This is a genomic window from Shewanella sp. SP2S2-6, assembly GCF_031931965.1.
In the GTDB taxonomy this organism is placed as follows: Bacteria; Pseudomonadota; Gammaproteobacteria; order Enterobacterales; family Shewanellaceae; genus Shewanella; species Shewanella baltica.
In genome coordinates this window covers 54,636-70,694 of sequence record NZ_JAUOEQ010000024.1, presented here as the reverse complement: position 1 = coordinate 70,694, position 16,059 = coordinate 54,636, and the positions used below count along the sequence as shown (strand labels likewise).

The window sequence follows — 16,059 nt, the reverse complement described above, 5'->3', positions numbered from 1 at the left end:
AAGAGCCAGAAGGCCCACGGTGGCCATGATCACAACCTACGCGCGGCCTATTTTCACGTACTAGCCGATGCGTTAACGTCAGTGCTGGCCATCGCTGCCTTGTTGTTTGGTAAATACATGGGACTAACTTGGCTCGACCCGATTATGGGGATTGTCGGCGCTGTGATTATCAGCCGTTGGTCTTGGGGACTTATTCAGCAAACGAGCCCTATTTTGTTGGACGGCGGCGTTAAAGCATCATTACAACGTAAAGTCACGCAAACCATTGAAGCTGTAACAGATCATCAAGTGGCCGATTTACATCTTTGGCGAGTGAGCGCCGATCACCATGCTATTATGGTGTCCATCGTGTCCCATTCACCGAAAGATGTCAGTTATTTTAATGAGTTACTGTCACAATTTCCTGAATTGGCCCATATCACCATTGAACTCCATACTTGTCGTCAGCGCGAGTGTATGGCTAAGGAAGTCTAAATGACTGTTGAACATCATCCCTCATCAAACCAGCATTCAAGTGAGGCACATTCGACTGCTCACTCAACAGCTGCACATTCAACGGCCGCGCATTCAACAGATCATGCATTAAATCATGTGATTATTGAATTTTATGAAAAGCTGTCGTCATGGGAACACGCCATTGTGCGCGACAAAGGGTTTAGTCTATCGCAGGTGCACACCATTGAGTTACTCGGCGTGCACGGCGCCATGCGGATGAAAGAACTGGCGGATAAGATTGGCGTCACGACCGGTACGTTGACAGTTCAAATCGATAAAATGGTAGAGGCACAGTGGGTTGTGCGACGCCCCCATGAAACCGATCGCCGGTCGATTCTGGTGGAGTTAACCGATAAGGGGCAAGCCTTGTTCCTCGAACATGATGCTTTGCATCTACAACTCACCACAGATCTCACCGCAAAAATGAGCAGTGAAGAGCGAATCGTGCTGCTTAATTTACTGTCACGCATGAATAACGAGTTTTAATTTACCTTATTTCATCCACTAAAAAGCGTCCTTCTCGGACGCTTTTTTATAGCACGCCATCTTTAAAAACGCGATTCATTCTAGATTAATCATCAGCCATTACAATATCTTACCTTTTGTTACATTCTTGTTGGATTAATAGTTGAACTGGATACCAATTAAGGTAATGTAAGGGCAGATCTCAAGATGGACTTTGTATAAAAGGAATAGAATGAATAATAAATTACTGCCTTGGTGCATTGCAGGAGTGCTCGGAATGAGCGGTCAACTTCACGCAGAAGAAGATAAATACATTTGGTTGGAAGATGTTGAAGGCGCTAAGCCAATGGAATGGGTGAAAACCCAAAATGCCGCATCTGCCGCCGAAATTAAAGCGTTTAAAGGTTTTGATACCTTAGTGGCGAACAGTCTCGCCATCCTGAACGATAAAGAACGCATTCCCTACGCCACCCATATTGGTGACAAGTTATATAACTTTTGGAAGGATGATACCCATGTGCGCGGCATTTACCGCCGTACCACAATGGAAGAATATGCCAAGGTCGATCCTAAATGGGAAACCGTGCTCGATATCGATGCCTTAGGTAAAGCCGAAGCCGTCAATTGGGTATTTAAGGATATTAGCTGTCAGTATCCCGAAAATGAGCGCTGTTTTGTCTCATTGTCTCGCGGCGGTGCTGATGCGGTGGAAGTGCGTGAATTTAATCTCAACACTAAATCCTTTGTTGCTGCCAAAGATAAACCATTCTTTTTAAAAGAAGCCAAATCGAGCCTGAGCTGGATAGATAAAGATCACGCCTTTGTCGGTACAGATTTTGGTGATGGTCAAAGCATGACGGACTCTGGATATCCACGGGGCGTTAAACTGTGGCAACGCGGCACGCCACTCGAGCAAGCTAAGCCTGTCTTTACTGGCGATAAGGCTTCAGTTGCAGTTTCTGGCTGGGTGTTATTTGATGATAAAACGCCGCTGAGTTTAGTCACCGAAGCGCATACTTTTTATACCGCCAGCCAGTATGTGTACCAAGACGGTAAACTTATTGGATTGCCTTTACCGCAAGATGCTGAGATTAAAGGTTATTTCAAAGGTAAGTTATTCATTGAGTTAAAGAGCGATTTAACCAATCAAGACGGTAACTTTAAGCAAGGCGCGGTCGTGTATGCCGATGTGGCGGATCTTATCGCTCAAAAAGCCAAGTTCAGTTTATTTGTAAGCCCTACTCAAACTGCATCGATAGCGCAGCTCAGTTTTAGTAAGAGTGCAATTTTCGTTAATTGGCTCGATAACGTCAAAAGCAAATTAGTGCGTTATGAGCAAGACGAAAAGGGCGCTTGGCAAAGTACCCAAGTCCCATTCGAAGCAAATGGAGCCTTGACTGTAATGGATGTTGAGCAAGACAGTGATGATTTCTTTGTGAATTACACCAGTTTTCTTGAACCTTCAACTCTCTATACTGTGAATGCTAAAACCCTAAATCCGCAGAAAATTAAAGGTATGCCACAACAGTTTGCGGCGGGCAAGTTTAAAACCGAGCAATACTTTGCGACGTCTAAAGATGGCACTAAAGTGCCTTATTTTGTGGTGATGGCTAAGGATCTTAAGTTAGATGGCACCAATCCTACGCTACTTTACGGCTACGGCGGGTTTGAAGTGTCGCTGCGTCCATCTTATTCGGCCACCATTGGTAAGAATTGGTTAGAGCAGGGCGGCGTCTATGTGTTATCCAACATTCGTGGTGGTGGCGAATACGGCCCAGCTTGGCATCAAGCGGCGTTAAAACAAAATCGTCATAAAGCCTATGAGGATTTTGAAGCCATTGCTGAAGATTTGATTGCCCGTAAAATCACCTCAAGCAAACATTTAGGTATCCAAGGTGGCAGCAATGGTGGCCTGTTAATGGGCGCGGCATTTACCCGCAGACCGGATCTTTATAATGCTGTCGTGTGCCAAGTACCTCTGCTTGATATGTTTAGATTCAATAAGTTATTAGCGGGTGCTAGCTGGATGGGCGAATACGGTAACCCAGATATTCCAGAAGAATGGGCGTACATTAAAACCTACTCGCCTTATCATAATCTGCATAAAGACGTGCATTATCCCAAGGTCTTTTTCACCACTTCTACCCGTGACGACAGGGTTCACCCAGGTCACGCCCGTAAGATGGTCGCTAAGATGAAAGATATGGGGATTGATGTCTTGTACTACGAAAATATCGAAGGTGGCCACGCCGGCGCTGCAGATAATAATCAAGCTGCGGAACTTAATTCAATGGCGTTTGCCTACTTACTACAGCAATTACGATAATCACCGCTGGGTTAACATAAGTTGTTAACAAGTTGGTGACAAAGCCGAGCAATGCCCTAATAGGTTGGGGAGCAAAAAACGGTCGAACTGATTGAGGTTCGGCCGTTTTTTAACTTTGTTTTTCAATTGTTAACATTAACCACAGATAATTTGAGCCATTGCCGAGAGCTTGCTACTATGGCGAAAAAATTTGACTGTTACAGCCTAAGATTACCTTAAGAATTGTAAGTTAGTCTCGGCATACAACTAATTTGAGTGAGAGCTATCAGTGCTAGCAAGATTTAAGACTCTATCGGTGAATCGTTTCACTTTTATCACGGCGTTGTTTTACGTTTGTATTTTCAATATACCACTATTCGATATCATTAAAAAAGGCATCGAAAAACAACCTGATGTCGATCCAATCTTCATCGCCACTATGCCGTTGTTTTTAACTTTTGCCCTTAGTTTTGTGTTTTCCTTATTTACGGTTAAGTACCTCGTTAAGCCATTTTTTATCATACTGACCTTATTGTCATCGAGTGTGTTTTTCGCTGCTTATCAATACAATGTCGTCTTCGATTACGGCATGATAGAAAACACCTTTCAGACCAATCATGCTGAAGCGCTGATGTATGTGAATTTCGCTTCAATAATCAATATGTTAATCACAGGGATTTTACCCGCGTACCTTATTTATAAGGCCGATATTCAATACCAGCCATTCTTCAAAGAGTTACTGCATAAAGTACTGTTTATGCTGACGATGTTGGCGGGACTGGCTATTATTGCTTTCTTCTATTTCCAAGATTACGCCGCTTTTGGCCGTAACAACGATGAACTAAAACGCTATATAGTGCCGACGTATTTCATTGGTGCGGCGTCTAAGTACATTAATGTGCATTACTTACAAACACCGATGGAATATCAGCAGCTTGGCCTCGATGCTAAGAATGTCAGTACTAATCCTAATGGTAAACCTAACTTGCTAGTGCTTGTGGTTGGTGAAACCGCGCGTTCGATGAATTATCAGTATTATGGCTATGACAAGCCGACCAACGCCCATACCCAAGACCAAGGATTAATAGTCTTTAAAGATACCCATTCATGTGGCACGGCAACCGCTGTCTCCCTGCCTTGTATGTTTTCACGCATGGGACGGGAAGATTATGATTCTCGCCGCGCCTATGCCCAAGATACTGCGGTTGATGTGTTGAACCATGGCGGAATTAAAGTGAAGTGGTTTGACAATGACTCTGGTTGTAAAGGCGTGTGCGACCAAGTTGAAAACATTACGATTGATTTGAACAGCGATCCTGAGTTGTGTACTGGCCAATATTGTTTTGACCAAGTGTTACTCAACAAATTAGATGAAACCTTGTCCACTGCAGAACGTAAAGATACCGTGATTGTGTTGCATGTGATTGGTAGCCATGGACCAACGTATTTCTTACGTTATCCACCTGAGCACCGTAAGTTCACACCGGATTGTCAGCGTAGCGATATTCAAAACTGTAGCCAAGATGAACTGATGAACACCTACGACAACACCATTTTATATACTGACTACATCATCAGCGAAGTAGTGAAAAAGTTACAAAATCAGCAAGATAAATTTGATCCAGCCATGTTGTATCTCAGTGATCACGGCGAATCGTTAGGTGAGAAGGGCATGTATTTACATGGCGCTCCTTATAGCATTGCGCCAATCGAACAGACGAGTATTCCTATGCTTGCTTGGGTATCTGAAGATTTCAGTAAAGATAACCACTTAGACATGGCCTGTTTAGCAGATCACGCGGCGAAGGGCGGTTTCTCCCATGACAATTTATTCGACAGTCTTTTAGGCCTAATGAATGTCAAGACCGAGGTATATCAGCCTAAGTTAGATATCTTTGCCAGTTGCCGAGGTTAATCAACCCATTAACTCATCAATATTGAGTCGCGAGCATTATCGTGCGACTCAATGTTATCTTGTAACTCAATGTTATCTTGTGACTCAATGCTATCTTGTGACTCAATGCTATCTTGCTACTAAGTCTGATCGACTGACCCCAAGTTATTGAGTGATACCTCGTTAGTTTGGTGTCGTCAATTCAAGTTCTAACTTAAAAGGGGATGGCAACATCCTCTTTTCTTTTGTCGCCTATCATAATAATTGATTTCCCCCATATCCAAATCGAAGCACTTGAGTTAACTTAATGCATACAAAAACATAACAAGTCTATGGTTCGCGATTTATGCCTTCTACTGCAGAAAATAAAGAGCTTGATTCTGCCGCGCAAATTTTGCGTTTGGCCGTACCGCAAATGTCTGTCCTCGATATCCCAGTCACACCTGAAAACTACACTGTTTGGTATGAATATTTTGCAGGGACAAATCTCGATTTAAACCGTGCGATTGATGGCTTTCTGGCAAATTCAGTCTCTTTTACTAAGGAGGTCAATACCAGCCTGTATAAGAACTTTATTCAAGAGCAGTCACCTGAAGTGATTGAAAATGTGCAGATTGAAACGCAAATCCTGATCAATAGTTTGTTAAGTAAAATTAGCCAACTGAGTCAAGGTACCGCAGCGTTTTCAGGTTCATTAGCTGAGTTTGGTTTGCGCCTACAGACAAATCCCGACATTAATACTTTAAATGAGCTGGTTGATGGTGTGGTCGATGAAATGCAGATGCTGCTCATCAACAACCGTGAGATGGAGCAAAGCCTGTGCACCATGGGCCAAGAAGTGCAAAATCTTAAATCGGAAATGGAAAACCTGAGTCTGGCGGCGATGACGGACCAATTAACCTCGCTGCACAATCGCCGTGCCTATGAACTGAGTATTCAAGATCAAATCTACCTTTCCCAAGATCATCAAACCCGTTGCAGCCTTTTACTGATCGATATCGATAACTTTAAAGCCTTTAACGACACTTATGGCCATTTAACCGGCGATAAAGTGTTAGCCTATGTCGCATTAGCCTTAAAACAATGTGTGCGAGGGGATGACTTTGTGGCGCGCTATGGCGGCGAAGAGTTTGTGGTGGTGTTGCCTAACACTCATTTTCACGATGCATTACAAGTGGCTGAAAATCTTCGGGAACGTATCTCTGAGCGCCGCTTAACCATAGGAAAAGACAAAAAACTTTCCCTTGGCGCCATTACTGTTTCGATTGGCCTTGCTTCATTGCAGCAAGGCGACGATGCCGAAACTCTATTTAGTCGCGCCGATAAGGCCCTGTATCAAGCCAAGTCCGAAGGCCGTAACTGCGTCAGGGGATAAAATAGATAGGGTTTAAATAGATAGGGTATAAATAGATAGGTGATTTTCGGCTGAGTTTTGCTGGTTCAGTCACCATAAACAGCTTTATTTTGCTGCGTTTATTCAGCCAACGGTGCACAGCCTTGGCTCATTACCAATACACTTCTCAAGCATCTGACATTTTAAGTGATTAATCGATAAGAGTCAGTTGCATAAAAATTGAACTTTGTGGTTGTACTGTGGATTCCAGCAGAGATGATAACAAAACGCCGCAAATCATTGCGGCGTTTTTGTTAGTCAGGATAAGGCTATTTATCAGTGGGAGACTTTAAATCCATATGCATTTTGATCAAATGCTCCTCCATATCGAAGGTCACCTTAAAACCAAGACTCTTGGCAAGGCTAGCCATATTCCGATTCTCGAACATGGTAAAGCCGGTGAGCACGGGCGTATCATTGGCTTGATAATACTTAATCAGTTTTTCGAGCAACAATTTACCTAAACCTATACCTTGATGATCGCCGCGCACAGCCATGGCAAATTCGGCCTCAGTATTGTCGGGGTCGATAGACGCCCGTACCGCACCTAAGGTGATGTCATCGCCATCTGGGCCTTTGGCCGTGGCGATAAAAGCCATCTCACGGGCGTAATCGATTTGGGTTAATACCGCCATTTCTTCATGGGTCATTTTAGAGCGCACCCCGAAATAGCGTTTGTATCTGTCTTCATCGGAGAGCGAATTATCAAAAGCCAAATGCTTGGGTTCATCTTCGGGCAGAATCGGCCTTAGCATTACCTTAAGGCCATTTTTAAGCTCGGCAACTTCTTCTAATTCCTTCGGATACGGCATGATGGCCATCCGTGATGAACTGTCGGCATTGGCATCGTGCAAACGGATATTCACATCGAGCAGCGTAATGTTTTCACCCGCGGCTAATACCGGGTTTAAATCCAAAGAGGCGATTTCGGGGCAATCGATAATGATGTGGGATATTTGCGTTAGCATCACGCACAGGGCATTCATGTCTAAACCGAGCGGTAAATGCCTGTCCTTCAACTTATGCATCTTTAACGCTTGGATCACCATATACCGCGCCAGTGCCATATTCAGTGGTGGCAGGGCAACGGCGGCGTCATTAGTTGGATCCCATTCAGAGCCACCTTCACCCAAACAAATCGCTGGACCAAAGACGGGATCGCTTATCACGGCCACGCGGATTTCCTGAGCGCCAGCGGTCAATGCCATTTTTTGCACTATCATGCCTTCGATAATGGCTTCAGGATTGGCCTGATGCACCCTTTGGGTAATGGCACTCGCGGCGTGGCGGATATCTTCGGCTGAAGTTAAATTGAGCATCACCCCGTGCACATCGGACTTATGCAAGATGTTCGGGGATTGCACTTTTAACGCTAAGGGATAGCCCGCTTCATTCGCAATGGCCACCGCTTCATCGGCATCTTTCACAAACCAAGTGTCTATGGTGTTAAGCCCGTAAGCTCGCAAAATAGGGCTGGCCTCATGGGTTTCGAGCACTGATTTTCCTTTCGCTTGAGCCGCTTGCAATAATTTACGCGCCGTGTGGCTATCTGTCGGAATATTGTCGGGGATCGATTGCGGTACTTCTTGCAGCAGTTTTTGGTTACGGCGGTATTCAACCATATGCATAAACGCACCCACGGCGCCTTCGGGCGTACGATAGGTGGATATGCCGCCCTTAGTGAAGCGTTTTCGCGCCTGATATGCAGAGTCTTCGCCGCTCCAGTTGGTCAAAATATTAAGGCGATTCTTTTTCGGATGCGCATGGATCACGCTAATCAAGGCATCGGCGATTTCAACGCTTTCACCCAGCGCCGAAGGGGAGTGCAATACCAAAATGGCATCCAGCTCATTGGAATCCATCAAGATAGTCAAGGCTTTAGCATATCGCGACGCGTTTGCATCACCAATGATATCGATAGGGTTTTGCCTTGACCAAGTATTAGGTAACACGGCTTCTAATTTGGCTATGGTGTCATCTGATAACTCAGCCAATTTACCGCCGCGCATAATGAGTTCATCTACCGCTAACACTGCGGGGCCGCCACCATTACTAATTATGCCTAAGCGTTCACCTTGCAGGGGATTGGAATGCGCAAGGCTTTCAACCGCGGCAAACAGTTCAATTAAGTCGTTAACCCGCAGCATACCGGCGCGGCGAAATGCGGCTTCATATACAGCATCATTACCGCCAACACCGCCCGTATGTAATTTTGCGGCGCGGGCCCCTTCGGCGCTGCGGCCAGATTTGATCACTAAAATCGGTTTATTGCGTGAAGCGGCTCGAGCGGCTGAGAGAAAATGGCGTTTCTCATTCACAGAATCGATATAAAGCATGATGGCACTGGTGCGACTGTCGCGGCCAAGGTAATCGAGCAGTTCGTCAAAGTTAATGTCGGTGGCATCACCTAGCGAGATAAAGGATGAAAAACCAATGCCTTTGTTATTGGCCCAATCGAGTACCGTTGTACAAATGGCGGCCGATTGAGACACAAAGGCAATTTTACCGGGTAGGGCGCTGGCGTGGGCTAAACTGGCGTTTAATCCTAATGGTGGCAGCAACATCCCTAAGCTGTTTGGCCCCAGAATGCGCATCCCATAACGTTTGGCATTTTGCATGGTCAGGTTGAGCAGACTCACGCCGTCTTCGTTAACTTCCTGCGCCATACCCGACGCCATAATAATCGCGACTTTACAGCCAAATTGCGCCAGAGTTTCAACAATAGCAGGCACACGGCAGGCGCGGGTACAAATAACCGCTAAATCGGGTTTGATGGGCAAAGATTCGATATTGGGATAGGCAAGCACGCCCATTACTGCCCGATATTTTGGGGTGACAGGCATGATAGGACCCGAAAAACCACTGGAGAGCAGGTTTTTCATCAGCACATTACCCGCACGCTTTTCGGTATTCGAAGCGCCGATAATGGCTACGGAAGTCGGTTTAAATAAGGAGTGTAATGTACGTTGACTCATAAGCGATTCCATCCCAATCAATGACGCTTCCAGTGTAACCTAGGGTATGAGTACTGCCCAGTTTAAGTTTCGGGTTCGATTAAGGTAAGTTTATTAGCAAATCATGAATTTACAGCCATTTACTGAGAATCTGAGCCCAATTCTGTGGATTTATCCTGTGATAACTGCATTTTCCGCATTGCGACACGTAACAATGTGAAAAATTTCACTTTCATGTTTGAAAATTGCTCAGTACCAAACTACTTTTTAATCACTGTACAATTATTGTGAAATCCATATGACATACAAGGATGGGGTCGTTGCGTTACTTGCGGCAGGCGTGGGATATTTACTGGGTTTAATCACTTTATTGGCTATCGGGCCGATTATATCCGTGTTGATTATGTTGCTTTGGCAATTTTATCAGCACCAGCAAATGCAATCAGTCCAACTGCATGATGATAAGTCCTCAAACACCCAACTTGCCGCCGACTGGCAAGCCCACATCAGTCTGTATCAAGAAACGATCACCACACTCAACAGTTGTGAATCTAACATTCACAGCGTACTTGCGGTGCAGGGCGATGCAGTTAATTTACTGGGCGAGTCGTTCGATGGCTTAGGGCGATTAATGACGGAGCAAACAGGCTTCATTTCAGCGCTTGTCCAAAGCACTGATGATGCAGAGCTATTCCATTCAGACCAAATGAAGCAATTTGCCAATAATACCTCGATGACGTTAGAGCGCTTTATTCAAACCACAGTAGATATGTCAGCATCGACCATGGAGTTGTTGGAAAAAGTGAATCTTATCTACGAGGCCATGCCCCAAGCAATGAAAGCCTTACAGGATATAGACCAAATCTCTTCCCAGACCAATTTACTCGCCTTAAATGCGGCCATTGAAGCGGCGCGGGCGGGTGATGCAGGCAGGGGATTTGCAGTGGTGGCCGATGAGGTGCGGGCTTTATCTACCCGCAGTGCTGGTTTTAGTGAAGGTATTCAAAAGCAGCTTAAATCGATTCAAGTTCAGATTGAGCAATTAACCGTACACGTGAGTAAAGTTGCCGCACAAGATATGACCTATATTATTGATGCAAAAAAGGATATCGATACTGCACTAAGGCAGATTATCGTCAAAGCAGAGAAGGATTCTCAAGTGATTGCACGCATAGATTCATCAGCACATGAACTCGAACAAGCTATCTCAGATACGATCCGTGGCTTGCAGTTCAGTGATATCACCTCCCAAAGCCTGATTTACACCAATCAATCCTTAAGTCATTTAAAAGAGTCCCTCAATCGCGTCGCCAACATGTCGCAACAGGAGTTTGGTATTGACGGCGATGATATCACGACACAAATGAGTCGCCGGCGTCAGGAGACGCACAATCCCGTATCAAGGGATCAAATTACCTGTGGTGAAATTGAACTCTTTTAAATAGGGATATCATAATGTCGAATATTCAAACGATTCCATTGCCAGAACGCTTTGATTTCTATTATCACAAAACATTTACGTACAGTTATCAAAGCATCATAAAACTGGAAGGTATTAATCATATTATTCTCGATTTTAGCCGAGTGCTTTATTTGGATAGTTCTGCTTTAGGTATGATGGTATTACTACATCGTAAGGCACAGGAGCTACATATTTCGACCTCTATTAAAGGTGCACATGGTCAAGCCGAGGAAATACTCAATATTGCTAACATGCAGAAACTCTACATTATAGAGAATTGCTAGTCATGAAATCATTAATAGCAAAGAAGAACTATATATTAGTCATCGATGACGATGTCATAATGAGCCAGACAATTAGTGACTTTATTCATGAGAAAGGTTACCACGTCATTGTCTGTAATAATCTTGAGGAAGCATTCTCAGAATTGTCACAATATAAGATTGACCTTGTACTGATTAACTTTTGGCAGCCAGATGGTACAGCTCTAATTTTACTTGAACATTTAAATGAAGAAAAAATAACAACTCCAGTCATAGTGATCAGCAATACTAAGGAACATCAATCCGTATTAGAATGTTTTCGAATGGGCGTATTAGATTTTGTTGTTAAGCCGATTAATCTTGAGATATTTTGGTATAAAGTCGAGTGCTTATTAACTCGGGTTAAGTTACAGCATGAAGTTAAGTTACAAAGAATTGAACTTGAAAAAATGCTGTATGAGAAAGCCAGAGAAGAAAAAATGGCTAGGAACTTATTCGAGCACTTAGTCAATATTGATAATACCCAATTCGAGTTTGTTCGTACTTTCTGTCAAGCAAGTGCCAATTTTAGTGGTGATATTATCCTTAATGGTATGGCCCCCAATGGCAATTTCTTCCTAATTCTAGCCGACTCTACAGGTCATGGCCTGAGTGCGGCCATGCCCATTATGCGTGTTGCGAGCACATTTAGAGCTATGGTTTCAAAGGGGTTTTCTTTAATTACACTGATCTACGAGTTGAATGCCAAGGTTCACCGTGAAAATCCAGAAGACAGATTTGTTGCCTGTATTATTTTGGAAGCCGATTTTAATCGTAATAAATTACACATTTGGAATGGCGGTATGCCTCCTCTGTATATTCAGTCCAATGAGTGCGACAACTTATCCCATAACGCGATTGAACAATTTAAATCAACCAATATGGCGCTGGGTATATTGCCGCCACACACTTTTATTGCTGATGTTTTCACCGTTGATTTACCGCTTAATGGACATGCTTGTTTATTTAGTGATGGCTTAATTGAGCAATACACCCGTGAGGAGCGCCCATTTGGTATCGATAAATTAAAAGAGCTGTTTATTAATCTATCCGGTGGGCTTACCCATTATTTAAATGAAAGCATGCATGAATACTGCTCTACTGAAAATATTGCAGATGACATTACTATTTGCACCTTAGATTTTGAGAAACTAAGCAGTTGGCATCAAAGCAGAGACGTCAGTCGAGCACAATCTATTATGGATGGCGAGTTTCACTGGGATGTCAGTATTGCCGGTCCTATGTTGCTGAGCGCTGACTATTTAAGCTCGTTAAATCAATTTTTAAGCATATTTGGTTTTGCCACTCATTTTTGCCAACGGGTTTTTACTGTGGTCGCAGAGTTATTTAGCAACGCGATTGACCATGGTGTACTAAAATTAGATTCTCGGCTAAAAAACGATCCAGAAGGCTTTGAATTGTACCATAGTATTAGGGAGAGCTTTGCTGACAGACTTACATTAAATGATTGGGTGAAAGTGAGTATTATCTGGTGCTCATCGCAAAATGAGTTACATATAAGTGTGAGTGACAGTGGGAAGGGTTTTGCGGGTGATGAAAACATCATTGCAGACATTCCTCAATTGTCTGGTCGTGGTCTATCACTGGTGAAAACATTATCTAAGACCTACGAATTAGTACCGCCAGGAAATATAACCAAAGTCATAATGGAATAGCGCATGAGTAAAAAAATATTAGTGGTTGATGATTCGGCAGCGATTCGACAAATGGTCGAAGCGACTCTTAAATCGGTTAGCTACCAAGTGGTACTGGCCAAGGATGGTCGTGAAGCCCTCGATATCTGTAACGGGCAAAGATTTGATTTTATTCTGACTGACCAGAATATGCCGCGAATGGATGGGCTGACCTTAATTAAATCCTTACGTGCTATGTCGGCATTTATGCGCACTCCGATCATTATGCTCACGACGGAAGCGGGCGATGACATGAAGGCGCAAGGAAAAGCGGCAGGTGCAACTGGGTGGATGGTAAAACCCTTTGATCCTCAAAAGCTGTTGGCTATTACGGCTAAAGTGCTGGGTTAACTGCAACGGGGTGCGCTATGTCCATCAATATGGCCGAATTCCATCAGGTCTTTTTTGAAGAAAGTCATGAACATCTTGAAAATATGGAACAATTGCTATTGGCATTGGACCTGGCTTCTCCCGATCCTGAAGAACTGAACACTATTTTCCGTGCCGCCCACTCGATTAAAGGCGGCAGCGGTATTTTTGGCTTTACCGCACTCACCAGTGTCACTCATGTTATGGAAAACCTGCTGGATAAAACGCGCAAGGGTAACTTCCAGCTCACCTCATCCACCATCGATTTACTGCTGAGTACCGTTGATACTTTATCCCATATATTGAGTCTGTATCGCGAAGAAGATCCTATTGATTGGCAAGAAGTCGAGTACAGCAAAAGCCAATTAGTCGCAGCGTTAAATGGCGAAGCTTTTAGCTCCTCGGTTGCAGTACGCAATGGCACTGATACTGTGAATCCTTCAATCACGCCAAACGTTAAAGCCGTGCCCGTGGAAACAGAGGAGTCACAGGATTTTGGATTTTTCGAAGATGAAATGGCTCGCGATATCGCTATTGAAGGTGAAGACTTTGGCTTTTTTGATGAGGCTTTTCAAGCCGAAGAAATCAGCGCACAAAGTGTCATAAATGATGTCAGCAATGCAGAGAAAGCGGCAGACCCACTTGGTGTCATAGCTGACGATGATGAATTAGGCTTTGGTTTTTTTGAGGCATTAACCCCCGAATCCTTCGCCAATGAAATCGAGTTACTGAGTTCAAAGCCTGTGGCAACTCAGGTTGCTGAACCCGTCACCCCACGAGCCAATCAAGCTAAAGTCATCGCAGATAGTAGCCAAACTAAACGCGGCATATTTAAAGATAAGGATAAAAAGAGCGCGACTAACTCTAAAGCGTCCTCTGCTGTCAGTGTTCCCACCAGTGCTTCTGTCAACCCTAGCTCGCCTGCAGCACCTTCTTCAAATGCAACAAGTCCAAATACGGCATTCAGTTCATCCGCTATTCCCCAAAATACGCCTCAAGAGGTGAAAGCTGCGACTAAGAAACCTGCCGCGTCGGCCCAGGATGCTACTTTAAGGGTCGAAACCTCCAAAATAGATACCCTGGTCAATTTAGCGGGCGAGCTGGTGATCACTCAGTCCATGCTAACGCTAATTGGCAATGAAATGACAGGCGACTTAGGCGAGCGCCTTAAGACTGCACTCAATGAATTGGAACGTAATACCCGTGAGATGCAAGAGGCCGTGATGTCGGTGCGTATGCTGCCGGTATCTTTTGTGTTTAACCGATTCAATCGTTTAGTGAGGGATCTGTCTGAGCAACTGGGTAAACATGTCAATCTCGTTATTGAAGGTGGCAACACAGAAATTGATAAGGGCATGATTGAAAAGCTTGTCGATCCGTTGACCCATTTAGTACGCAACAGTTTAGATCACGGTATCGAAAAACCTGAAAAACGGCTCGCAGCGGGTAAATCAGAAGCAGGCGTATTATCCCTAAAAGCCAGCCAAAGGGGCGGCAATATTGTTATCGCTGTGCATGATAATGGCGCGGGGTTAAACCGAGAACGCATTATTCAAAAAGCGCGGGAAAATGGTTTGCAAGTGACTGATAACATTAGCGACAAGCAAGTTTGGCAATTGATTTTTGCGGCAGGATTTTCAACCGCGCTTGAAGTCACTGATGTATCTGGCCGCGGTGTCGGTATGGATGTGGTGCGTCGCAATATCGAAGCCTTAGGTGGACGCATTGATATTGAGTCGGTTGAGGGCCAAGGTTCAACCTTTGAAATTCAATTGCCACTCACGCTCGCCATTGTAGATGGTATGAGTGTGTCTGTTGGCAATCAGATCTATATTTTGCCTTTAGTGCACATCATTGAATCCATTCAGCCACAAACGGAACAACTTAAATTTCTCGCTAAAGAACGGCTCTTAAAAGTACGTGAAGAGTACTTACCTCTACTTAATCTTTATCAACTGATGGAAATTGAACCCAATGCCAAGAGCCCAGAAGAAGGCATAGTGGTATTGCTGGAAAGTAACCACAAGCGCTTTGGCCTGTGCGTTGATGCCTTAGTTGGCCAGCAGCAAGTGGTGATTAAAAGTCTTGAAAAACATTATCGTAGGATCCCCGGTGTTTCCGGCGCCACCATTATGGGCGATGGTAGCGTCGCGTTGATCCTCGATGTCGAATCGCTCGCATTGCACATTAAAAATTAAGGAAATAGCCATGGAGAGTCGATCAACTATGACCGCCAAAGTGGAATACAACGCCCATGACGAGGTGGAGTTTTTGAGTTTTATGCTCGGTGAAGAGCACTATGCCCTCGACATTATGTCTGTGAAAGAAATCCGCGGCTATGAGTCAGTCACTAAAATCGCCAACGCCCCTAACTTTATAAAAGGCGTGATTAATCTACGCGGTGACATAGTGCCTATAGTGGATTTACGGATGAAATTTGCTGTTGGAGCAGTCACATATAACGAATTCACTATCGTCATTATGCTCAACGTATTCGAGCGTATTGTCGGCATAGTGGTCGATGCCGTCTCCGATGTGATTAAGCTATCAGCGGAGGAAATCTTACCCGCCCCAGAATTTGGAGTGGCGTTCGATAGCCGCTACCTCAAAGGCTTAGCCACAGTCGAGGATAAGATGATCATTTTAGTAAATATTCAGGCTCTGATCAGCAGTGATGAGCTGGGTCTAATTGATGCAAATAGTCTGACTGATCAGGAGTAACAATA

The 16,059-nt window shown here is 44.3% G+C and carries 12 protein-coding genes; 11 read left to right on the top strand and 1 reads right to left on the bottom strand.

Annotation, left to right across the window (positions count from 1 at the left end; genetic code table 11):
• From Q4Q57_RS15720 to Q4Q57_RS15700, 5 genes are all read left to right on the top strand, one after another.
• A partial coding sequence (locus Q4Q57_RS15720; RefSeq protein WP_311891328.1) for a cation diffusion facilitator family transporter occupies positions 1 to 474 on the top strand: 474 nt, incomplete at its 5' end.
• Positions 475 to 981 carry a MarR family winged helix-turn-helix transcriptional regulator gene (locus tag Q4Q57_RS15715; protein ID WP_063882902.1) on the top strand — a complete coding sequence of 169 codons (507 nt, stop codon included), beginning with the start codon at positions 475 to 477 and terminating at the stop codon, positions 979 to 981.
• 211 nt (positions 982 to 1,192) lie between these two features.
• A complete protein-coding gene (locus tag Q4Q57_RS15710; RefSeq protein WP_311891327.1) occupies positions 1,193 to 3,286 on the top strand; it encodes a prolyl oligopeptidase family serine peptidase in 2,094 nt (697 codons plus the stop codon).
• 268 nt (positions 3,287 to 3,554) lie between these two features.
• Positions 3,555 to 5,180 (top strand): phosphoethanolamine--lipid A transferase, encoded by a 1,626-nt coding sequence (locus Q4Q57_RS15705; protein WP_311891326.1) that lies wholly within the window; start codon positions 3,555 to 3,557, stop codon positions 5,178 to 5,180.
• 325 nt (positions 5,181 to 5,505) lie between these two features.
• Positions 5,506 to 6,534, top strand: a complete 1,029-nt coding sequence (locus Q4Q57_RS15700; protein ID WP_311891325.1) for a GGDEF domain-containing protein — start codon at positions 5,506 to 5,508, stop codon at positions 6,532 to 6,534.
• 287 nt (positions 6,535 to 6,821) lie between these two features.
• On the opposite strand, the gene Q4Q57_RS15695 is transcribed toward Q4Q57_RS15700, so the two are convergent.
• Positions 6,822 to 9,527 (bottom strand): acetate--CoA ligase family protein, encoded by a 2,706-nt coding sequence (locus tag Q4Q57_RS15695; RefSeq protein WP_311891324.1) that lies wholly within the window; start codon positions 9,525 to 9,527, stop codon positions 6,822 to 6,824.
• Between the two features lie 277 nt (positions 9,528 to 9,804).
• On the opposite strand from Q4Q57_RS15695, the gene Q4Q57_RS15690 reads away from it, so the two are divergent.
• The 6 genes from Q4Q57_RS15690 to Q4Q57_RS15665 are packed head-to-tail and all read left to right on the top strand — an operon-like array spanning position 9,805 to position 16,054.
• On the top strand, positions 9,805 to 10,947 hold the full coding sequence (locus Q4Q57_RS15690) for a methyl-accepting chemotaxis protein (RefSeq protein ID WP_311891323.1): 1,143 nt from the start codon (positions 9,805 to 9,807) through the stop codon (positions 10,945 to 10,947).
• Positions 10,948 to 10,961: 14 nt separating this feature from the next.
• Positions 10,962 to 11,252 (top strand): STAS domain-containing protein, encoded by a 291-nt coding sequence (locus Q4Q57_RS15685; protein WP_011846801.1) that lies wholly within the window; start codon positions 10,962 to 10,964, stop codon positions 11,250 to 11,252.
• Between the two features lie 2 nt (positions 11,253 to 11,254).
• Positions 11,255 to 12,946, top strand: a complete 1,692-nt coding sequence (locus tag Q4Q57_RS15680; RefSeq protein WP_311891322.1) for a SpoIIE family protein phosphatase — start codon at positions 11,255 to 11,257, stop codon at positions 12,944 to 12,946.
• Positions 12,947 to 12,949: 3 nt separating this feature from the next.
• Positions 12,950 to 13,315: a response regulator gene (locus Q4Q57_RS15675; protein ID WP_106650549.1), complete on the top strand. Its 366-nt coding sequence runs from the start codon at positions 12,950 to 12,952 to the stop codon at positions 13,313 to 13,315.
• A gap of 17 nt (positions 13,316 to 13,332) precedes the next feature.
• Positions 13,333 to 15,531 carry a chemotaxis protein CheA gene (locus Q4Q57_RS15670; protein WP_311891321.1) on the top strand — a complete coding sequence of 733 codons (2,199 nt, stop codon included), beginning with the start codon at positions 13,333 to 13,335 and terminating at the stop codon, positions 15,529 to 15,531.
• 10 nt (positions 15,532 to 15,541) lie between these two features.
• A complete protein-coding gene (locus tag Q4Q57_RS15665; RefSeq protein ID WP_006081686.1) occupies positions 15,542 to 16,054 on the top strand; it encodes a chemotaxis protein CheW in 513 nt (170 codons plus the stop codon).
• The last annotated feature ends 5 nt before the right edge of the window (positions 16,055 to 16,059 follow it).

Bases quoted from the DNA above. Each gene is read 5' to 3' on its own strand.
- Q4Q57_RS15710 (WP_311891327.1), top strand. From the start codon at position 1,193: ATGAATAATAAATTACTGCCTTGGTGCATTGCAGGAGTGCTCGGAATG.
- Q4Q57_RS15685 (WP_011846801.1), top strand. From the start codon at position 10,962: ATGTCGAATATTCAAACGATTCCATTGCCAGAACGCTTTGATTTCTAT.
- Q4Q57_RS15680 (WP_311891322.1), top strand. From the start codon at position 11,255: ATGAAATCATTAATAGCAAAGAAGAACTATATATTAGTCATCGATGAC.
- Q4Q57_RS15665 (WP_006081686.1), top strand. From the start codon at position 15,542: ATGGAGAGTCGATCAACTATGACCGCCAAAGTGGAATACAACGCCCAT.
- Q4Q57_RS15715 (WP_063882902.1), top strand. From the start codon at position 475: ATGACTGTTGAACATCATCCCTCATCAAACCAGCATTCAAGTGAGGCA.
- Q4Q57_RS15690 (WP_311891323.1), top strand. From the start codon at position 9,805: ATGACATACAAGGATGGGGTCGTTGCGTTACTTGCGGCAGGCGTGGGA.
- Q4Q57_RS15675 (WP_106650549.1), top strand. From the start codon at position 12,950: ATGAGTAAAAAAATATTAGTGGTTGATGATTCGGCAGCGATTCGACAA.
- Q4Q57_RS15695 (WP_311891324.1), bottom strand. From the start codon at position 9,527: ATGAGTCAACGTACATTACACTCCTTATTTAAACCGACTTCCGTAGCC.
- Q4Q57_RS15670 (WP_311891321.1), top strand. From the start codon at position 13,333: ATGTCCATCAATATGGCCGAATTCCATCAGGTCTTTTTTGAAGAAAGT.
- Q4Q57_RS15700 (WP_311891325.1), top strand. From the start codon at position 5,506: ATGCCTTCTACTGCAGAAAATAAAGAGCTTGATTCTGCCGCGCAAATT.